This is a genomic window from Kitasatospora sp. NPDC017646 (assembly GCF_044329365.1).
In the GTDB taxonomy this organism is placed as follows: Bacteria; Actinomycetota; Actinomycetes; order Streptomycetales; family Streptomycetaceae; genus Kitasatospora.
Genome location: NZ_JBIRJC010000043.1, coordinates 12405 through 32537, shown reverse-complemented (window position 1 = coordinate 32537; position 20133 = coordinate 12405). Strand labels below are relative to the sequence as shown.

General features: G+C 72.7%; 17 protein-coding genes and 1 tRNA gene. 10 read left to right on the top strand and 8 right to left on the bottom strand.

What is annotated here, in order from left to right:
- Positions 1–69 precede the first annotated feature (69 nt).
- The 3 genes from ACH4J0_RS36295 (at position 70) to ACH4J0_RS36285 (ending at position 2646) form a co-directional block, all read left to right on the top strand.
- The gene (locus ACH4J0_RS36295; RefSeq protein ID WP_396245442.1) at positions 70–987 is read left to right on the top strand and encodes an ABC transporter ATP-binding protein; all 918 of its coding nucleotides are present in this window, start codon (positions 70–72) and stop codon (positions 985–987) included.
- Entirely contained in the window at positions 984–2129 is a 1146-nt protein-coding gene (locus ACH4J0_RS36290; protein ID WP_396245441.1) for an ABC transporter permease, read from the top strand. The genes ACH4J0_RS36295 and ACH4J0_RS36290 overlap by 4 nt, the downstream gene beginning before the upstream one ends.
- 112 nt (positions 2130–2241) lie before the next feature.
- On the top strand, positions 2242–2646 hold the full coding sequence (locus tag ACH4J0_RS36285; protein WP_396245440.1) for a globin: 405 nt from the start codon (positions 2242–2244) through the stop codon (positions 2644–2646).
- Between the two features lie 15 nt (positions 2647–2661).
- Here ACH4J0_RS36285 and ACH4J0_RS36280 read toward each other — a convergent pair whose 3' ends face one another.
- The 5 genes from ACH4J0_RS36280 to ACH4J0_RS36260 form a co-directional block, all read right to left on the bottom strand.
- Entirely contained in the window at positions 2662–3354 is a 693-nt protein-coding gene (locus ACH4J0_RS36280) for a hypothetical protein (RefSeq protein WP_396245439.1), read from the bottom strand.
- Between the two features lie 38 nt (positions 3355–3392).
- On the bottom strand, positions 3393–3836 hold the full coding sequence (locus ACH4J0_RS36275; protein ID WP_396245438.1) for an acyl-CoA thioesterase: 444 nt from the start codon (positions 3834–3836) through the stop codon (positions 3393–3395).
- 130 nt (positions 3837–3966) lie between these two features.
- On the bottom strand, positions 3967–5631 hold the full coding sequence (gene ettA / locus ACH4J0_RS36270) for an energy-dependent translational throttle protein EttA (RefSeq protein WP_396245437.1): 1665 nt from the start codon (positions 5629–5631) through the stop codon (positions 3967–3969).
- A 267-nt stretch (positions 5632–5898) separates the two neighbouring features.
- A complete protein-coding gene (locus ACH4J0_RS36265) occupies positions 5899–7317 on the bottom strand; it encodes a Cys-Gln thioester bond-forming surface protein (RefSeq protein ID WP_396245436.1) in 1419 nt (472 codons plus the stop codon).
- Positions 7318–7671: 354 nt separating this feature from the next.
- On the bottom strand, positions 7672–8268 hold the full coding sequence (locus ACH4J0_RS36260) for a single-stranded DNA-binding protein (protein WP_396245435.1): 597 nt from the start codon (positions 8266–8268) through the stop codon (positions 7672–7674).
- A gap of 644 nt (positions 8269–8912) precedes the next feature.
- Here ACH4J0_RS36260 and ACH4J0_RS36255 point away from each other — a divergent pair.
- Positions 8913–8988 (top strand) — tRNA-Arg (locus ACH4J0_RS36255).
- 445 nt (positions 8989–9433) lie between these two features.
- Here the strand turns inward: ACH4J0_RS36255 and ACH4J0_RS36250 are convergent.
- Positions 9434–10045, bottom strand: a complete 612-nt coding sequence (locus tag ACH4J0_RS36250) for a TetR/AcrR family transcriptional regulator (protein ID WP_396245434.1) — start codon at positions 10043–10045, stop codon at positions 9434–9436.
- A gap of 77 nt (positions 10046–10122) precedes the next feature.
- On the opposite strand from ACH4J0_RS36250, the gene ACH4J0_RS36245 reads away from it, so the two are divergent.
- The 3 genes from ACH4J0_RS36245 (at position 10123) to ACH4J0_RS36235 (ending at position 12401) form a co-directional block, all read left to right on the top strand.
- Positions 10123–10677, top strand: coding sequence for a GNAT family N-acetyltransferase (locus ACH4J0_RS36245; RefSeq protein ID WP_396245433.1), 555 nt, complete (start codon positions 10123–10125; stop codon positions 10675–10677).
- Between the two features lie 191 nt (positions 10678–10868).
- A complete protein-coding gene (locus ACH4J0_RS36240; protein WP_396245432.1) occupies positions 10869–11678 on the top strand; it encodes an enoyl-CoA hydratase/isomerase family protein in 810 nt (269 codons plus the stop codon).
- Positions 11679–11798: 120 nt separating this feature from the next.
- The gene (locus ACH4J0_RS36235; RefSeq protein ID WP_396245431.1) at positions 11799–12401 is read left to right on the top strand and encodes a hypothetical protein; all 603 of its coding nucleotides are present in this window, start codon (positions 11799–11801) and stop codon (positions 12399–12401) included.
- A 15-nt stretch (positions 12402–12416) separates the two neighbouring features.
- On the opposite strand, the gene ACH4J0_RS36230 is transcribed toward ACH4J0_RS36235, so the two are convergent.
- Complete coding sequence (locus ACH4J0_RS36230; RefSeq protein ID WP_396245430.1) at positions 12417–13643, bottom strand: acyl-CoA dehydrogenase family protein; 1227 nt, start codon at positions 13641–13643, stop codon at positions 12417–12419.
- 204 nt (positions 13644–13847) lie between these two features.
- Here ACH4J0_RS36230 and ACH4J0_RS36225 point away from each other — a divergent pair, with 204 nt between their 5' ends.
- The gene (locus ACH4J0_RS36225; RefSeq protein WP_396245429.1) at positions 13848–14483 is read left to right on the top strand and encodes a TetR family transcriptional regulator; all 636 of its coding nucleotides are present in this window, start codon (positions 13848–13850) and stop codon (positions 14481–14483) included.
- Between the two features lie 160 nt (positions 14484–14643).
- Entirely contained in the window at positions 14644–16104 is a 1461-nt protein-coding gene (locus ACH4J0_RS36220; protein WP_396245428.1) for a cellulase family glycosylhydrolase, read from the top strand.
- 68 nt (positions 16105–16172) lie between these two features.
- Here the strand turns inward: ACH4J0_RS36220 and ACH4J0_RS36215 are convergent, their stop codons facing one another.
- Positions 16173–18197, bottom strand: coding sequence for a M3 family metallopeptidase (locus ACH4J0_RS36215; RefSeq protein ID WP_396245427.1), 2025 nt, complete (start codon positions 18195–18197; stop codon positions 16173–16175).
- 221 nt (positions 18198–18418) lie between these two features.
- Between ACH4J0_RS36215 and ACH4J0_RS36210 the strand changes: the two genes are divergently transcribed.
- Positions 18419–20131, top strand: coding sequence for a bifunctional 3'-5' exonuclease/DNA polymerase (locus ACH4J0_RS36210; RefSeq protein ID WP_396245426.1), 1713 nt, complete (start codon positions 18419–18421; stop codon positions 20129–20131).
- Positions 20132–20133 lie beyond the last annotated feature (2 nt).

The window sequence follows — 20133 nt, the reverse complement described above, 5'->3', positions numbered from 1 at the left end:
CTCAGGAAATCCGCAAATCCCGGTCCGCGGTGTGCACAAGACGCCTCGAAAGCCCTATTCTCTGGCCTCATGACTGCTGCTATATCCGCTGACGGCATCCGCCAGCGGTACGGGGATGTGCAGGCCGTCGACGGGGTGTCGTTCACCGTCGAGGCCGGCGAGTTCTACGGGATCCTGGGCCCCAACGGCGCCGGGAAGACCACCACCATGGAGATCCTGGAAGGGGTCCGCAAGCCCGACGAGGGCCGGGTCGAGCTGCTGGGGATGTCCCCCTGGCCGCGGAACCCCAAGCTGCTGCCGCGGATCGGCGTTCAGTTCCAGGCCTCCGCCTTCTTCCGGAAACTGACGGCCCGGGAGACCATCCGCACCTTCGCGTCGTTCTACGGGGTCGGCCCCAAGCGGGCCGACGCGATGCTGGAGCGGGTCGGCCTCGCCGACAAGACCGAGACCCTCACCGACCAGATGTCCGGCGGCCAGGCCCAGCGCCTGTCGATAGCCTGCGCGCTGGCCCACGACCCGGAGCTCGTCTTCCTGGACGAACCCACCACCGGCCTCGACCCCCAGTCCCGCCGCAACCTCTGGGACCTCCTGCGGGACATCAACAACGAGGGCCGCACCGTCGTCCTGACCACCCACTACCTGGACGAGGCCGAGGTGCTCTGCGACCGGGTCTCGATCATGGACCACGGCAGGATCCTGCACACCGGCGCCCCGGCGGCGCTGATCCGCGAGATCGACGACACCGTGCGGATCAGCGTGGCCTCCGGCCAGCTGCCGGTCGAACGGGCCCGCGAGCTGCTGGCCGCGGCCGGCGCCGACGTCGCCACCCTGGAGGACGACACCGTCTCGCTCTCCGTCTCCACCCGCCTTCCGGCCCCGGTTCTCAGCGTGCTGGCCGAGCAGAACGCGCTGCGCGGCCTCGAAGTGCGCGGCGCCACCCTGGAGGACGTCTTCCTCCAGCTGACCGGACGGGAGTTCCGCGCGTGACCACCACCACTTCCACCGAGCCGAAGGTGCCCGCCCCGCGCGGGGGGTCGGCCGGCGCCGCCGACGGGCGGGAACGGGTCAGCGCGTTCTGGAGCCTGTCCCGCGCGATGCTCCTCGGGATGAAGCGCGACCGCACCGCGACCTTCTTCATCCTGCTGTTCCCGCTGGTGTTCCTGGTGTTCTTCGGCAGCGTGACCAAGGGCTCGAGCAGCCCGCACGCCAAGGTGGCCCAGGTCGGCGCGGTGAAGCTGTTCGACTCGATGCAGGGCGAGGCCCGCACCGAGCTCGACAAGGTCCTCACCATCACCCGCACCGACGACGAGGCCGGCACGCTGGAGAAGGTCCGCAAGGGCGACTTCGACGCGATGATCGAGCAGGGACCGGACGGCAAGCTCGAGCTGCGCTACACCGCCGCCGACCAGGTCCGCGCCGGAGCGCTCCAGGGCATCGTCGACTCGGTGGTCCAGGGCGCCAACCAGGCGGCCACCGGGAAGCCGCCGGCCTACGTGGTGGACGCCCAGCAGGTCGAGGACAAGTCGCTCAAGCCGATCCAGTACCTCACCCCAGGCCTGCTCGGCTGGGCCGTCGCCACCGGCGCGGTGTTCGGCGCCGCGCTGACCCTGGTCGGCTGGCGCAAGTCCAAGGTGCTGCGCCGCCTGCGGCTGGCCCCGATCAGCGCCGGGACGGTCGTCAGCTCCCGGATCGTGGTCTCGCTGCTGACCGCCTTCCTCCAGACCACCGTCTTCCTGGTGGTCGCGACGAGCTTCTTCGGGCTCAAGCTCACCGGCAACTGGTGGCTGGTCCTCCCGCTGGTGGCCTGCGCGACGCTCGCCTTCATGTCCATCGGCCTGCTGGCCGGCTCGGTCGCCAAGACCGAGGAGGCGGCGAACGGCATCTCCCAGCTGATCGTGCTGCCGATGTCCTTCCTGTCCGGCTCGTTCTTCCCGCTGGACGGCGCCCCGGGCTGGCTGAAGACCGTCTCCCAGGTCATGCCCCTGAAGCACCTGGTGTCGGCCGCCCAGTCCGTCCTGACCCGCGGCGGCGGCGTGATGGACGCACTGCCCACCATGGGCGGACTGCTGCTCTTCGCGGCCGTCTTCACCGGCATCGCCTGGAAGCTGTTCAAGTGGGAAGACGCCTGACCGTCGCCCGCCGGTCACCTCACTGACCGCCTCCACTGACCGCCGAACCCCGCGGGGTCGTACGCCTTTGGTCCCGGTGTACGACCCCGTCGGCGTCTGCGACCATGGTCGGGTGACTGAAATCGGACGAGGCACGTTCAGCGAGGAGACCTTCTTCGAGCAGGTCGGCGGTGAGCCGACCTTCCGGCTCCTCACCCGCCGCTTCTACGAGGGCGTCGCCCAGGACGAGTTGCTGCGGCCGATGTACCCCGAGGAGGACCTCGGCCCGGCCGAGGAGCGGATGGCGCTGTTCCTGATGCAGTACTGGGGCGGCCCGCGCACCTACAGCGAGCGGCGCGGCCACCCGCGGCTGCGGATGCGGCACGCGCCGTTCAAGGTCGACAAGGCCGCGCACGACGCCTGGATGACGCACATGCGGGCGGCCGTGACCAGCCTGGAGCTGCCCGCCGAGCACGAGCAGCAGCTGCTGGACTACCTGACCTACGCCGCCGCCTCGATGGTCAACACCCCGGGCTGAGCCGGCCTGCCGCTGCTACCGCAGCGGGCTGAGCCCCAGCCCCGCGCCCGGCGCGGCCACGGTCCGCACCACCACCGAGCCCGCCGGAGCACTCAGCCGCAGCCAGCCGCCAGCCCGGTGCACCGAGAGCGGGGCGGCGGGCTTCAGGAAGCCGATCACGTACGCGGCGTGCACCGCGCGCAGCGGCAGCTCCGGCAGCACCCCGACCGGCCGGGACCAGATCTCGTCCGCCAGCTGGTCCAGCACCGCGCGGGTGCGGTGGTGCGCCGGGACGGCCTCGCTGCGCTCGCGGAACTCCCGCACCCCGGCCATCAGTTCCGGGTACACCTCGGCCACCGGCGGGGCCCCGACCGGCCGCCAGCCGGCCCGCGGCGGCAGCAGCCCGGCCCAGGCCGGGCCGGTCACCGGCCCGGGCAGCGCGACGGCGCCCGCCCCGGCGTCCACGCCGTCCAGCAACTGGCCCGCCGAGACGGTCAGGTCGACCGGCTCGTCCAGGCCGCTCAGCCGGGCGGTGCGGATCGCCAGCGCGCCGGAGCCGCCCAGCGGCAGTCGTCCGAAGACCGCCAGCACGCCGTCCTCCCCGGCGGGGCCGACCGCCTGCAGCCGCACGGCCGCCGCCTTGTCGAAGCGCAGCAGGCGCAGCAGGAAGGCGGAGAGGTCGGCGGCCTCACCTGTGTCGGTCAGGGCGAGGCGGGCGGTGACGGTCAACGCGGCTCAGCTCAATCGGTTCGGGGGTCCTGGGAGTTTCAGACTGCCGCGACGGCCGGGGCCTCGTCCATGAACCGGGAGAGGAACTCCCGCTCCACCGGCGAGATCCGGCGCGGCCGGCCTTCGGCCAGGTCGTAGGGCACGACCACGGTGGAGGCCCGGACGTACACCGTCTCGGAGCCGTCCGGGTGGACGTCCTTGATGTCGTAGGAGACGGTCAGCGACGCGCTGCCGATGCGCGTCACCCGGGTCTCGACGGTGACCGGCTCCGGCCGGTGCACCAGCGGGCGCTTGTAGTCGATCTCGTGGCGGGCCACCACCGAGCCGCCGGCGAACTCCCCGGCGCCGGCCTCGGCGGCCTGGGTGAACATGAAGTCGATCCGGGCCTCCTCCAGGTAGCGCAGGAAGACCACGTTGTTGACGTGCCCGAAGGCGTCCATGTCGGACCAGCGCAGCGGGCAGGCGTAGATGTGGCGAGCCACGGGTTGTTCTCCTCGGTGTCCGGTCGCCCGCCGGCGCCGCTTCTCGGCGACGGCCGGCGGTGACGGCTGGCCGCGGCCCGGCAGGCCGCCCCGGGAGGGCGGTCCGCCGGGCCGTCGTGACAGCTGGATGTCAGCCTCGGGTCAGCTTCTTGTACGTGGCCCGGTGCGGACGGGCGGCGTCGGCGCCCAGTCGCTCGATCTTGTTCTTCTCGTACGACTCGAAGTTGCCCTCGAACCAGAACCACTTGCTGTCACCCTCGTAGGCGAGGATGTGGGTGGCCACCCGGTCCAGGAACCAGCGGTCGTGGGAGATGACCACGGCGCAGCCGGGGAACTCCAGCAGGGCGTTCTCCAGCGAGGAGAGCGTCTCGACGTCGAGGTCGTTGGTGGGCTCGTCGAGGAGCAGCAGGTTGCCGCCCTGCTTGAGGGTGAGCGCCAGGTTCAGGCGGTTGCGCTCACCGCCGGAGAGCACGCCGGCCGGCTTCTGCTGGTCCGGGCCCTTGAAGCCGAAAGCGGACACGTAGGCGCGGGACGGCATCTCGACCTGGCCGACGTTGATCCAGTCCAGACCGTCGGAGACGACCTCCCAGAGGGTCTTCTTCGGGTCGATGTTGGAGCGGGTCTGGTCGACGTAGCTGATCTTGACGGTCTCGCCGACCTTGACCGAGCCGCTGTCCGGGGTCTCCAGGTCCTGGAGCATCTTGAACAGGGTGGTCTTGCCGGCGCCGTTCGGGCCGATGATGCCGACGATGCCGTTGCGCGGCAGGGTGAAGCTCAGGTCGTCGATCAGGACCTTCTCGCCGAAGGCCTTGTTGAGGTTCTCGACCTCGATGACGACGTTGCCCAGGCGCGGGCCCGGCGGGATCTGGATCTCCTCGAAGTCCAGCTTCCGCATCTTGTCGGCCTCGGCCGCCATCTCCTCGTAACGGGCGAGGCGGGCCTTGGACTTCGCCTGGCGGCCCTTGGCGTTGGAGCGGACCCACTCCAGCTCTTCCTTGAGCCGCTTGGCGCGCTTGGCGTCCTTCTGGCCCTCGACCTTGAGACGGGACTGCTTGGTCTCCAGGTAGGTGGAGTAGTTGCCCTCGTACGGGTAGGCGCGGCCGCGGTCGAGCTCCAGGATCCACTCGGCGACGTTGTCCAGGAAGTACCGGTCGTGGGTGACGGCCACGACCGTGCCCTTGTACTTCTCCAGGTGCTGCTCCAGCCAGTTCACCGACTCGGCGTCCAGGTGGTTGGTGGGCTCGTCGAGCAGCAGCAGGTCGGGGGCCTCCAGCAGCAGCTTGCAGAGCGCGACGCGGCGCTTCTCACCACCGGAGAGCTTGGTGACCGGCCAGTCGCCGGGCGGGCAGCCCAGGGCGTCCATGGCCTGCTCCAGCTGGGCGTCCAGGTCCCAGGCCTCGGCGTGGTCGAGGTCCTCCTGGAGCTTGCCCATCTCCTCCAGCAGCGCGTCCGAGTAGTCGGTCGCCATCAGCTCGGCGATCTCGTTGAAGCGGTTGAGCTTCCCCTTGATCTCCTTGACGCCGTCCTCGACGTTCTCCAGGACGGTCTTGGACTCGTCCAGCGGCGGCTCCTGGAGGAGCATGCCGACGGTGAAGCCCGGCGAGAGGAAGGCGTCACCGTTGGAGGGCTGCTCCAGGCCGGCCATCATCTTCAGCACGGTCGACTTACCGGCGCCGTTGGGGCCCACGACGCCGATCTTCGCTCCGGGGAGGAAGCTGAGCGTCACGTCGTCAAGGATGACCTTGTCTCCGTGAGCCTTGCGCACCTTGCGCATCGTGTAGATGTATTCCGCCACGTGAGATCGCTCCGGCGTCGTCGGGAGTAATTCGGCTTGCAGCCTTCCATTGTGCCGCACCCGGCCCGGAGCCCCGAACCGCCCAGGTGACCACCCCGCCGGGCTGCCCGGGGCGGCAACGGGCCCACGCGCGGCCGGTTCGACCCACCCGCCTGCCGGAACGCCGACGGCCCGGCTCCCCGCAGCGAGTGCGGGGAGCCGGGCCGTGGCCGAGCAGCACCGATCGGTGCTGCCGGCGGGTGCTACCGGTTCAGGCGGCTACCGGGCTCAGGCGGCGCTGCCACCGTGGCGGCCACGGCGACGCAGGAAGAAGACCGCCGCGCCACCGGCGACGACCAGGGCGCCCGCGATGCCGGCCAGGAGCGGGGTGTTGCTGTTGGCACCGGTCTGGGCCAGGCCACCGGTACCCGGGGCGGCGCTGGTGGTCGACGGGACCGGCTGGGCGGCACCGCTGCTCGGGGTGCTGGAGGCGGTGACGGTGCCGGTGGCGGCCGGGGTGCTCGGGGCGGAGCTCGGGGTCACCCCGGTCTTGCAGTCGAGGACTCCGGTGAACTTCTTGGAGTAGCCGTTCGGGCCGGTGACGGTGACGGTGTACTCGGCCTTCTCGGCGACCTTGACGAGCGCGGTCTCGGTCTTGCCCGGCTGGACGGTCAGCTGCTGCGAGCCGACCGTGACGGTGCCGGCCTCGTCACCGCTGTTGGTGACGGAGACGCGCACGCCGTTGTTGGCGCACTCGACCTTGGCGGAGCTGTCGATCAGCGCGCCCTTGCCCTGCTTCCAGGCGGCGTTGGCCGCGGCCGCGACGCTCACCTTGGTGGAGCCGGCCAGGATCATGGTCTGGCTGTGACGGCCGCGCGCGTCCAGGTCGCTCATGAAGACCCGGCCGCTGAGCACGTTGGCGTCGGCGCTGGCGCTGACGGTGGCCTTGCCGTCCGGGGTGCCGGCCGGCACGTCCAGGAACAGCTGGGTGTCCTTGGCGATCGGACCGGCCAGGGCGCCGTTGACCGGCTTGCCGTCCTTGTCCACCAGCTTCGCCTTGTCGGCGGCGTCGCCGGAGACGGCGAGCTTCACCTCGTTCGCGCTGGAGTTCAGGACGAACGGGCCCAGCTTGCTGCCCGACTTGCCGGACACGGAGTCCGGGGTCAGCGTCAGCGAGGGCTTCGGCTCGGCCGCGACGCCCTTGTTCACGTCGCTGACCAGGTAGTCCCGGAGCTTCTTGGCGTTGTCGTTCCGCGGAACGGCGGTCTTGTTGTCCGAGAACTTCCAGATCGCGGCCTGGGTTCCGGCGGCGGCGTCCTCGTCGCTCAGGCTGTCGACGTGGATCGCCGCGGCCAGCGACTTCAGGTTGACCTGCGGGTACGAGTTCTCCAGGATCCAGCGGATCTTGGGGGCGTTGGCGTTGCTGTTGAGGGAGCTCGACGCCCAGTCCGCCTCGTGGTACTTGGCGGCGCTGTCCAGGTACACCGGGTTGTCGAAGTCGATGCAGTAGGTCTGGAGCTTCTCACCTGCGGCCGTCTTGAGGGTGAACAGCCCACCCTCGACAGCACCCTTGCCCTGAACGTCGATCGTCTCGCCGAGCATGGTGTTCTGGACCACCGCGCTCACGCCCGAAGCCGGGGTGTCCGCCGCGGCCGCCGCACCAGCCGCGAACAAGCCTCCACCCAGCGCCAGACTGGTCGTGAGCATGACAGTGGTTATGCGGGACAGGCTCCGCCTCTGCCTCTTGAACATCTGGGATCCCTCCGGAGCGGGCCGCACCGAGTGGGCAGCCCGCCGACTTGCCGTGCCGCGCGTGCCCCCTGTGGCACTGCTGCGGGTATGAACCAGACGAATCCTATTGAGCCCCGGAGGCCTCGAAACCCCCATGCGAAATCAGGACGATTCCGTATCTGGATCGTTATCAACCCCCTCAGCTTCCACACAAGCTGACGCCTCGGCAGAATCTTCCGATGACTTTCCGTTATCCGGACGAGATTGCGCGTGCGGGCACAACGACGTTCTCGATCAACATATTTGTCGACAGAGCAGGCCGCCGACCCGTCAGCTCACCGTCGCCCGTCCTTCACCTCCCGTCTCCCCCTCGGACACGCCGTCCTGCTGCTCCGTCAGCGAACGGCCCGCCCGAGGCAACTCGGGCAAACGGGGCGCCGCGGCCACCGCCGACGCCACCATCGAGGCCCGGCGCGACTCCAGCGCGTTGACGATCCACCCGGGCACCGGCTCCTCCGCGACCTCCGCCCCGGCGACCCCGGCCGCGCCCGCCGGCTGCCCGCGCACCCCCGCCGCCCACCGGAACGCCGCGGTGCCGCGAGTGAGATCGTGCCCGACCGACCGGGCGCTGATCTCGGCCCGACTGCGCTTCACCTCCCCCTCCGTCCACTCGTGCACCCGCAGCCGGCCGGTCACCAGTACCGGATCGCCCTTGGACAGCGAGCCGATCAGGTTCACCGCGAGCGCCCGCCAGGCCGTCACCCTCAGCCACTGCGCCTCGCCGTCCACCCAGCAGGCCCGCTCGCGGTCGTACCGCCGCTCGGTGAAGCCGAGCTGGAAGTTCGCCATCGGCACCCCGCCGGAGGACTCCCCGTAGCTCACTTCGGTCGCGACATTGCCGATCACCGTCACATGCGTCTCGCTCACGGCACACCCTCCGTTCTCGCCGATGCACCGTACGGAATCGAGCGGTGCGAGTTGAGAGTGCGCCCCGGAGGAAATCCCGACCACCGGGTTCCGAAATCCTGTGGACAACTCCTAGGCCGATCGGCAGGGTGAAAAAGAGCTGTCACCCGCAGGGGTGAATTTCGGCCTTCGCACACCGCCGGGGCCGCCACTTCTTCGCGGTCATGACAACAAACCGGCAGATCGCGGCCCCGCCGGAGCGCGACCGACGGGCCGCCGGGAGCCGTCCGCGCACGTCATCCGACCGGAGCAAGCCGAATAGGACCCCCACCCACACCGTTGGCAGGACATTCTCCGTGTCGAATCCATAACGGGTGAGGAGGCAGCCCCGTAACGACTGCACAACGTCCGGCCCGGAACTGTCCCAGACCGCTGCACGCACGGTCTTCACCTGCGATTATCGGACCGCTCCACCGAACCGACACACCAACGACGGTGTCGTCACACCCGGCCGAGGAACTGGACACCCTTATCCTGTCCCCGACAGGGCGAGGGCCCACCAACCCCCACCCCCACCCCTCAGGTACGGGCCGGACAACGCGCGCCCCCGGCGCTCGTCGCCCGATCCCGGCCACGGTCACGCCCGCCAGGGCGCCGTCCGTCCCGCCCCCATAGCTCAGCGGATAGAGCACCCGCCTTCTAAGCGGTAGGTCGCAGGTTCGAATCCTGCTGGGGGCGCCACCCTGCAATTCCGCAGGCCACCGCACCCGTGAACACTTTCCGTGTCGGTTTCGGACCTCCGGGTAATCCCCACCCGCTGCGCATAACCCGTGACAATGCGTGTCATGACCGCCGCGAAAGGCGCCCCGGCCGGAAAACCGGAATTCCGGGGCGAACCCCCCACCCCCGAACGAAACAGCCCCGGCCTGACCGGCCGCCAGCGAATCCGGAAAATCCGGACAGCCGGACAGTCGGACGTGCGGGAAGCCTGACGTGCGGGAAGCCTGACGTGCGGGAAGCCTGACGTGCGGGAAGCCGGACGTGCGGGAAGCCGGACGTGCGGGAAGCCGGACGTGCGGGAAGCCGGACGTGCGGGAAGCCGGACGTGCGGGAAGCCGGACGCCGGGGAAGCGGAACGGCCGAACAACCGGGCAGCGACGGCCGACGGTCGGACGCCGGTCAGCCCCTAAGCGACCAGCCCCGCCAGATACGCGTCGAGCAGGGCGACCTGACGCTCGGCCGGGAACTCCGCCGGGGCGAACAGCGACTGCACCACCAGCCCCAGCACGAAGGCCTGCGCCCCCGCCGCGAGCCCGGCGGGATCGGCTCCGACCGGGAGCTCGCCGAGCCGCTGGGCGTCCGCCACGAGCGCCGTGAGCGCCACCCGCGAGCGGGCGTAGCGCCCGGCGTGCGCAGCCGCCAGCTCCGGGTCCGCCAGGGCGACGTCCCAGGAGCTGACCCAGATCCGGTTGCCGGCCTCGCTCGCCTCGTCCAGCGGCAGGACGTCGAGCAGCGCGGCCCGCAGCCGGGCCATCCCGGCGGGCGGCGGCGGGGTGCCGTCGACGGGCGCCATCCGCCGGGGCCGGGCGGCGGAGCGGCGGTCGAGCTCCTCCAGGGCGTGGCTCAGCAGTGCCCGCTTGTTCGGGAAGTAGTGGGTCAACAGGCCGGTGGAGGCACCCAGTTCGGCCGCCACCGCGCGCAGCGTGAGCCCCTCGAAGCCCCGGGTGGAGAGCACCCGCCACACCCCCTCGGAGACTTCCGAGCGGCGGGCGTCATGGTCTCCACGGGCTGGGGTCATGGGGGCTATCGTACATACCAAACGTTTGTTATGAATGGACCAGACCGCCCGCCGCACGACCCGTGAAAGGCCCGCCCGTGTTTTCCGTCCCCCTCGCCGAGAACGCCGAACTGCGCCCCCTGGAGCCCTGGCAGGCCCCCGAGTTCCTGGCCCACATCGACCGCGCCCGCGCCCACACCGACCCCTGGATCCCCTGGGCCACCTTCTCCACCGACCTGGATTCGGCCCGCGCTACCCTGCAGCGCTACGCCGACCGCCAGGCCACCGACTCCGGCCGGATCTTCGGCATCTGGCAGGACGGCACGCTGGTCGGCGGCGTGATGTTCGTGCACTTCGACACCAAGAGCGGCAACTGCGAGATCGGCGCCTGGACCGAGCCGGCCGGTGAGGGCCGCGGGCTGATCACCGCCGCCGTCCGGCTGCTGCTCGACTACGCCTTCACCACCCGGGGCCTGCACCGCGCCGAGTGGTGGTGCTCGGCCGTCAACGCCCGCAGCCGGGCCGTGGCCGAGCGGCTCGGCATGCGGCGGGACGGCGTGCTGCGCGAGTGGATCCTGCACAACGGGGTCCGCCTCGACAAGGAGATCTGGGCGATCCTGGCCCCGGAGTGGGCCGCCACCACCAAGGCCTGATCGGCGGCAAGCAACCAGGCGCCTGCTGCCGGCCGGCGAACGCGCGGACGCGGCCCTGCCCGCCGCCCTGTCCGGTCCGCCACGCCGGACGAGGCCCCCCGCGCCTTCGCTCCGGTCGAGCACGGCCTCGGCGACGACCGCGCCCGCGCGGCCTGAGAGAGTGGGCGCACCACGACCGACCGGAGGTGCGCATGGACCAGCCGCTGCTCACGCGGGACCGCTCCGCCCTGCCCGCCCAGGCCGAGGGCCTGAACGCCTACGTCGGCGAGGACGGCGTCGCGGTCCTGGAGTTCGCCCGTCCGCACCGCCGCAACGCGGTGACCCTGGCGATCTGGCAGGCGCTGCCCAAGGTCCTGGACCAGCTGGCCGAGCAGGACGGCGTGCGCGCCCTGCTGCTGACCGGCGCCGGGAACACCTTCAGCGCGGGCGCGGACATCACCGAACTCGCCGAGGTGTACGGCGATCCGCTGCGCGCGGACGCCTACCACGCGGTCAACGTGGCCGCCGAGGAGGCGCTCGCGACCTTCCCGCACCCGACCCTCGCCGTGGTACACGGCGCCTGCGTGGGCGGCGGCTGCCAGCTGGCCGTCGCCTGCGACCTGCGCTTCGTCGCGGAGGACGCCCGGCTGGGGATCACCCCGGCCAAGCTCGGCGTGGTCTACCCGGCGGTGCCGACCCTGCGGCTGGCCCGGCTGGTCGGCCCGGCCCGGGCCAAGTACCTGCTGTTCTCCGGCGAGTTGGTGCGCGGCCGGGACGCGCTGCCGCTGGGCCTCGCCGAACGGGTCCTGCCCGACGTCGAACTGGACGCCGCCGCGCTGGAGTTCGCCCGGCTGCTGGCCACCCGCTCGGCCCAGACGATCGGCGCGGTCAAGGCCGCGCTCGCCGTCCCGGCGGAGCGGGCGGCCGAGGCGCTGGCGCCCTGGGAGCGGCGGTCCCGGGAGGCCTCGGACGTGCACGAGGGGCTGGCCGCCTTCCTGGAGGGCCGCCCGCCGCGGTTCTGACCCGCGAGCGGACGCGGAAGGCCGGCGGCACCGGCGGCTCACGTACGATCATCTGACCGGCCGGCCGGCCGCGACCGTCCAGCCGCCGACCCGCCCTCCCCGACCGGAGCACCCACCCCGATGACCACCGAGGCCACGACCGCCCCCACCAGCCGGACGCTCTGGGCCCGCCGGGTCACCGACGGCGTCGAGCCGAAGAACGTGATCATCGCGGTCTGCCTGCTGATCGGCGGCCTGCGCTACGACTGGTCCGGCCTGGGCTGGGCCGCCTTCGCGGCGCTGTTCGCGGCCGTCATCCCGACCCTGTTCATCCAGCGCGGCATCCGCAAGGGCACGCTGGAGGACCGCCACGTCGGCCACCGCCGGCGCCGGCTCACCGTCATCCCGTTCATCATGGGCTCGGTCGCGGTCAGCTTCGCGGTGATGATCTGGGCCCACGCGCCCCGCGACCTCACCGCGATGGTGGCGGCGATGTTCGCCTCGCTGGTGCCGATCCTGGTGATCACCGTCTGGTGGAAGGTCTCCGTCCACACCGCCGTCGCCAGCGGCGCGGTGGCCTGCCTCGGCATCGCGCTCGGCCCGCTGTGGCTGCTGCTCTACCCGCTGGTCGCGGTGATCGGCTGGTCCCGGGTGGTGCTGCGGGACCACAGCACCGCGCAGACGGTCGTCGGCGCGGTGGTGGGCGCCCTCACCGCCGGGCTCACCTTCTGGCTGGCCCGCTAGCCGGGGGCCGTCCGGCTACCGGATCGGCATCCCAGAGACCGCCCGGGCGATGACCAGCCGCTGGATCTCGCTGGTCCCCTCGAAGATCGAGTAGATCGCGCTGTCCCGGTGCATCCGCTCCACCGGGTACTCCCGGGTGAACCCGTTGCCGCCGAGTATCTGCATCGCCTGCGCGGTGACGAACTTGGCCGTCTCACCCGCGTAGAGCTTGGACATCGAGCCCTCGGCCGAGGTGAACGGCTGGTTGTTGACCGCCATCCAGGACGCCCGCCACACCAGCAGCCGGGCCGCGTCGACCCGGGTCTTCATGTCGGCGAGCTGGAAGGCCACGCCCTGGTTGTCGATGATCGGGCGGCCGAACTGCTCCCGGGTCTTGGCGTAGTCCAGCGCCACCTCGTACGCGGCCCGGGCGATGCCGATCGCCTGCGCCCCGACGGCCGGGCGGGAGGCCTCGAAGGTGGCCATCGCCGCGTTGCCCCCGCCGCCCGCGCGCTTGACGCCCTCGCGGGCCCGGGCCAGCCGCTCGTCCAGCTTCTCCTTTCCGCCGAGCAGGCAGCTGCCGGGCACCCGGACGCCGTCGAGCACCACCTCGGCGGTGTGCGAGGCGCGGATGCCGTGCTTCTTGAACTTCTGGCCCTGGCTCAGCCCCGGGGTGCCCGGCGGGACGACGAAGGAGGCGTGCCCGCGGGTGCCCAGCTCCGGGTCGACGCTGGCGACCACCACGTGCACGGCGGCGATCCCGCCGTTGGTGGCCCAGGTCTTGGTGCCGTTCAGCACCCACTCGTCCTTGGCCTCGTCGTAGACGGCCCGGGTGCGCAGCGCGCCCACGTCGGAGCCGGCGTCCGGCTCCGAGGAGCAGAACGCCGCCACCTTGACGTCGTCCGGGGTGCCGAACATCTGCGGCGTCCAGGTGCCGATCTGCTCGTCCGTGCCGTTGGCGAGCACCGCGACGGCGGCCAGCGTGGTGCCGACGATGGACAGCCCGATGCCCGCGTCGCCCCAGAACAGCTCCTCCATGGCGATCGGGATGCCGACGCCGGAGGGGTCGAAGTACTGCTGGGCGTAGAAGTCCAGCGAGTAGATGCCCAGCTTGGCGGCCTCCTGGATGATCGGCCAGGGGGTCTCCTCGCGCTCGTCCCACTCGGCCGCGGCGGGGCGCATCACGTCGGCCGCGAAGCCGTGCAGCCAGTCGCGTACGGCGAGCTGGTCCGCGCCCGGGTCCAGCGAGAACGTGCTGCTCATGGTGCTGCCTCCGCAGAAGGGATACGACGCAAGGGAACGGCCGCGGGGTACGACCGGGGGGGGGACGGCCGGGGCCACCGCCGGGAACACGACCGCGGGGACGCGACCCACCGGCGGTGTTACCCCGGGTAACACCGTGGGAGTCTGCTACTGATTGGTAACCGGTGTCAACGCCCAGGCCACCCAGAATCCGAGGAGCAGCGCATGTCCCGAGAGCCCCGCCGCGAGCAGCTGCTCAACGCCGCCGACCGGGTCATCCAGCGCGAGGGGCCGAGCGCCAGCATGAACGCCATCGCCGCCGAGGCCGGCATCACCAAGCCGATCCTCTACCGGCACTTCGGCGACCGGAACGGCCTGATCAGCGCCCTGACCGAACGCCACACCAGCGGCCTGCTGGCCGCCGTCCGGGCCGCCCTGGCCGAACCGCTGGAACGCCGCGACCGGGTCGAACACGTCCTGGACACCTACCTCGCCGGGATCGAGGCCCGCCCCCAGGTCTACCGGCTGCTGACTCACCCCGAACCGGGCGACCCGAGCGGCGCCGGCAACGCCCTCGCCCCCGCCCTGCGGCAGATCGCCGAGGAGATCACCCGCGCCGTGCAGAGCCAGGTCGACCTCGGCGCCGACCGTGACCTGCTCGCCGAGGCCTGGGGCCGGGGCATCACCGGCATGGTGCTGGCCGCCGGGGACTGGTGGCTGGAGACCAGACCCTGTTCGCGCACCCGCATGGTGCAGGCCCTGGCCGACCTGCTCTGGGGTCGCCTGGCCGCCGCCGCGGACCTGCCGACCGCCGTCCTGCCCGCCGCCCCGGCCGAGCCGCCGAGCCCCGGCACGGACTGAACTCCCTTCGGTTGAACGCCCGTCGGCCGAACTCACGTCGGCTGGACTCCCGCGGGCCGAACTCCCCCTGGCCGAACCACCCGTGAGCGCACGACCCTTGTGCCGCCCCCGGCAGCGCGGGCATCATCGGGGCCCCAACCCCCGCCGTGCGAGGTCCCCGATGCGCCTGCGCCGCACCGCCGTTGCCCTGCTGCTCGCCGCCACCGCCGCCCTCGCCGCCTCCCCCGCCCCGGCCCCGGCCGCGGCCGCGGACCACGGGGACGGGCACCGGGCCCACTTCCCCACCGGAACGGCCACCGGTCCGGACGGCCGCACCGCCCTCACCGACCCCCAGGGCCGCCGGCTCCAGCTGCGCGGCTTCAACCTGGACAAGTACGCCGAGGCCACCCCGGCCGACCTCGACTCGGTCGCCGCCCAGGGCTTCACCCTGGTCCGGCTGCCGGTCTCCTGGACCAGGCTCGAGCCCGAGCGCGGCCGGCTCGACCCCACCGAGCTGCACCGGATCCGGCAACTCCTTGACCGGGCCGACCGCCTGGGGCTGCTCGTCCTGGTCGACTTCCACCAGGACGTCTACGGGCCGAAGTTCGGCGGCGGCACCAACGGCATCCCGGTCTGGGCCACCCGCGACGACGGGCTGCCCTTCACCCCCGACCCGGACGACTGGTTCGCCGGCTACTTCCAGCCCGCCGTCCAGGCCGCCTTCCGCCACCTCTACGACGACCCCGACCTGCGCGCCTGGCAGGCCGACTTCTACACCCGGCTCGCCCGCGAACTGCGCGGCCACCGCTCGCTGTTGGGTTACGACCTGTTCAACGAGCCGTTCGGCCCGGTGGACGGCGACCCGACCGACCCGGCCGTGCTCGCCGCCGCCTCCGCCGCCCTGGAACGGGGCCGGCTCGCCGACATGTACCGCCGCCTGATCACCGCCGTGCGCCGGGTCGACTCCCGCGCCTGGCTGTTCGTCGAACCGACGGTCCTGGTCGGCCAGGGCGTACCGACGCGGCTGCCCGGCTTCACCGACCCCCGCGCGGGCGCGCCCCGGCTCGGCTACGCCCCGCACTTCTACGACACCGCGGTGGAGAACGGCGCGGACTGGAACCCCGGCGACGGCTTCCTCCAGCGGTACACCGCCGCGATCACCGGTTACCCCACCGCCCACCGGCTGCCCGTCCTGGTCGGCGAGTGGGGCCCGCCGAACTCCCGCACCCCGGGCAACACCCTGCTGGTCCACGGCCAGGTCGCCGCGATGGACGGCTTCGCCGAGGGCTGGACCATGTGGTACTGGTGCCGCGGCACCGGCGGCTACTGCGCGCTCGACCCCGCCGGGCACCCCGCCCCCGGCGACAGACCCGCCTTCGGTCCGTACCCGGTGGCCGTCGCCGGCACCGGCGTCCGAACGGAGGGCACCACCGTACGCTGGAACGCCGACGGCAGCGGGCGCACCAGCGAAGTCCTCCTGCCGCCCGCCGGTTTCCCCCGCGGCGTCCGGGTCGCCGTGTCCCCGGCCGACGCCCGGGTCGAGGTCGAGCAGCCCGCGGACGGACGTGCGGGAACCGTACGGATCCGGCTCCCGCACACCCGCCCCGGCACCCCGGTGACGGTCACGCTCGCACCGCGCTGACGATGCACCGCGCCGGCAACGCACCCGCGCCGGCGCCGCACCGCGCCGGCGCCGCACCGCGCCGGCGATCAGGCCAGCCCGCGGCGCTCCAGCAGCGGCCCGGTCTCCGGCGCCCGGCCGACCACCGCACGGAAGGACTCCAGCGGGTCCCGGCTGAACCCGCGCGCCAGCAGCTCCCGCCGGAACAGCTCGCCGCTGTCCCGCACCGAGCGCCCGTTGGTCTCGATCCACCGCACGGTGTCCGCGTCCAGCACCTCCGACCAGATGTACGCGTAGTACCCGGCGCTGTAGCCGCTGGAGAAGATGTGCTGGAAGTACGGCGTGCGATAGCGCGGCGGGATCGCCGGGACGACGATCCCGGCCTCCGCCAGCGCCCGCGCCTCGAACTCCTCGGCGTCCGCGACCCGGTGGCCCTCCGGCAGGGTGTGCCAGGCCCAGTCCAGCAGCGTCGCCGCCAGGTACTCCACCGTCCGGAAGCCCTGCCCGAAGCCCTCGGCCGCGGTCATCCGCTCGACCAGCTCGGCCGGCAGCGGCTCCCCGGTCTCGTGGTGGCGGGCGTAGTTGGCCAGCACCTCCGGCCGGACCATCCACATCTCGTTGACCTGCGAGGGGAACTCCACGAAGTCCCGCGGCACCGCGGTGCCCGCGAACAGCGGGTACCGCACGTCCGAGAACAGCCCGTGCAGCGCGTGCCCGAACTCGTGGAACATGGTGCGCACCTCGTCCCAGCTCAGCAGCGCCGGCTCGCCCGGCGCCGGGCGCGGGACGTTGAGGTTGTTCAGCACCACCGGCCGCCGACCGGTCAGCCCGGACTGGCCCACCAGCTCGTCCATCCAGGCACCGCCGCGCTTGGACGCCCGGGCGTGGAAGTCGCCGATGAACAGGCCCAGCGGGGTGCCGTCCTCCTCGAACACCTCGAAGACCCGGGCGTCCGGGTGGTGGGCCGTCAGCTCCGGCCGCTCGGTGAAGCTCAGCCCGTAGGCGAGCCCCGCGGCGAAGAACACGCCGTCCTTCAGCACCCGCTCCAGCTCGAAGTACGGGCGCAGCGCCGCCGCGTCCACCTGGTAGGAGGTCTGCCGGACCTTCTCCGAGTAGTACGCCCAGTCGTGCGCCGCGATCTCCCCGATGCCGTCCGCGGCCGCCACCCTGGCCAGCTCCGCGGCCTCCCGGCGGGCGTTCGCCACGGCCGGCTCCACCAGCCGGGCCAGCAGCCCGGACACCGCCTCCACGGTGCCGGCCGTCTCGTCCGCCACCACGTACGCGGCGTGGCTCGGGTAGCCCATCAGCACGGCCCGCTCGGCGCGCAGCGCGGCCAGCCGGATCGCCAGCGGACCGTTGTCCTCCGTGCCCCGGGCGAGCGAGGCGGCCAGCAGCCGCTCGCGCACCGAACGGTCGGAGAGCTGGGCCAGCTCGGGCTGGGTGGAGGTGCTCTTCAGGCTCAGCACGTACCGGCCCTCGTGGCCGAGCACCCGGGCGTTCTCCGCCGCGGCGGCGATCGCGCCCTCGGACAGCCCGGCCAGTTCCTCGGCGGAGTCCACGACCAGCGCGGCGGCGCGGGTGGCGGCGTTCACGTTCTGCTGGAACGTGGTGCCCAGCGCCGCCAGTTCGGCGTTCAGCTCGCGCAACCGGGCCTGCTCGGCCGCGCCCAGCCGGGCGCCGGAGCGGACGAACGCGGTGTACCAGCGCTCCAGCAGCCGCAGCGACTCCGGGTCGAGTCCCAGGGCGGCCCGGTCCTCGTGCAGCGCCTCGATCCGGGCGAACAGTTTCTGGTCCAGGTGGATCGCGTCGTGGTGGGCGGCGAGCAGCGGACTGACCTTCGCCTCCACCTCGTCCAGCAGGTCGGTGGTGTCGGAGGAGGACTGGTTGCGGAACACCGCGTCCACCCGGCGCAGCAGCTCACCGGAGCGCTCCAGGGCCACCAGGGTGTTCTCGAAGGTCGGCGCGGCCCCGTCGTCGGTGATCGCCGCGATCTCGGCCAGCTGCTCGGCCATGCCGCGCTCGTAGGCGGGCAGGTAGTGCTCCTCCCGGATCTCGGCGTAGGGAGGCAGTTCGTAGACCAGGGGGCTGGCCGCGAAGAACGGGTTCTCGGTCATTTCGCCGACCCTACGCGGTGTCATCCCGCGTGCCCATACACCCCTGGTCGTCGTTGTCAGACCCACCCGTTAACGTCGACGGCGCAGACCCACGGGCCGCACACCCGCGCCCCGTCCGTACACCCGACCGCCCGACCGTCAGAGACCGCCCGCCCGAGACCGCCCGAGACCGCCCGGTCGGGCCTCCCGTGCGAGACCCCACCGGAGAGGAGGCGCCCGCCGTGGCCCCCAGAACCGCCCTCGTGCCCGATCCGCACGGCCCCGGCGGCCGCCTCCAACCGCTCGACGAGGCGGGCGGCCCGCTCGGCCCCCCGGAGGCCGTCCGCGACCTCGCCGCCGTCGTCGCCGCCCGGGAGGCCGCACAGCACCCGCGATGGGTCTGGGCCGCCGCCGACTCCGGGTACGCCCCCCTGCTGCCCCGGCTGCCCGACCGGCTCGCCCGCTGCCACGACCTGCGGCTGGTCGAGGCGCTGCTGCTGGGCCACGAGGGCCGCTTCGGCGCGCCGCGCTCACTCGGCGCCGCCTGGTCCCGGCTGCGCGGCCTGCCCGTCCCGGACGACCTGCCCGAACCCGGCCTGGCCGACGCGGACGACGGGCAGGACACCCTGTTCGCCCCCGACCGGCTGCAACTGCCGCCCGGCGCCGATCCGTTGGCCGCCGTCGTCGCCGTGCACGCCGAACAGCAGCGCCGGATCGCCGCCCTCGACGACCCGGCCGCCCGGCAGCGCTTCCGGCTGCTGGTCGCCGCCGAGTCGGCCGGCGCCCTGGTGGCCGCCGAGATGGCCCACGACGGCCTGCCCTGGCGCTCCGACGTCCACGACGAGCTGCTCACCGACCTGCTCGGCCCCCGCCCCACCGTCCCCGGCACCCAGCCCCGGGTGCTCGCCGACCTCACCGTCGAACTCCACCAGGCACTCGGCGCCAAACCGTTCAACCCCGACTCGCACACCCAGGTGCTGCGCGCCTTCGCCGAGGCCGGCATCCAGCTCGGCTCCACCCGCTCCTGGGAGCTCAAGAACATCGACCACCCGGCCGCCCGGCTGCTGGTCCGCTACAAGGAGCTGTCCCGGATCCACGTCGCCCACGGCTGGGCCTGGCAGGACGCCTGGGCCCGCGGCGGCCGCTTCCGGCCCGAGTACGTGGTCGGCGGCGTGGTATCCGGCCGCTGGGCCAGCCGCGGCGGCGGCGCCCTGCAGATCCCGCGCATCCTGCGCCGCGCCGTGGTCGCCGACCCGGGCTGGCTGCTGGTGGTCGCCGACGCCGCCCAGCTGGAGCCGCGGGTGCTCGCCGCACTCTCCGGGGACGCCGGACTGGCCCGCACCGCCGCCGGCGGCGACCTGTACGAGGCGCTCGCCGCCCACGCCTTCCAGGGCGACCGCGACAAGGCCAAGCTCGGCCTGCTCGGGGCCATGTACGGGCAGACCAGCGGCGACATCGGCCCGCTGCTGAACACCCTGCGCCGCCGCTATCCCGCCGCGATGGGCTACGTCGAGGCCGCCGCCCGCACCGGCGAGGACGGCGGCGTGGTCACCTCCCGGCTCGGCCGGGTCTGCCCACCCGCCTCCGCCGCCTTCCTCGACCTCACCGAGGCCGACACCTCCGGCGAGGCCGGCGGCCGCACCGCCCGCGCCCGCGGCCGGTTCACCCGCAACTTCGTCATCCAGGCCAGCGCCGCCGACTGGGCGCTCGCCCTGCTCGCGGCGCTGCGCCGACGGCTGAACGAGCTGCCGGTGGCCGTCCCGACGGACCGCCCCCACCTGGTGTTCTTCCAGCACGACGAGGTGATCGTGCACACCCCGGCCAACCTGGCCGAGGAGGTGGCCGCCGCCGTCACCGGGGCCGCCGACGAGGCCCGGCGGCTGGTCTTCGGCGACACCCCGGTGCGCTTCCCGCTCAGCACGGCCGTGGTGGACTGCTACGCGGACGCCAAGTAGCC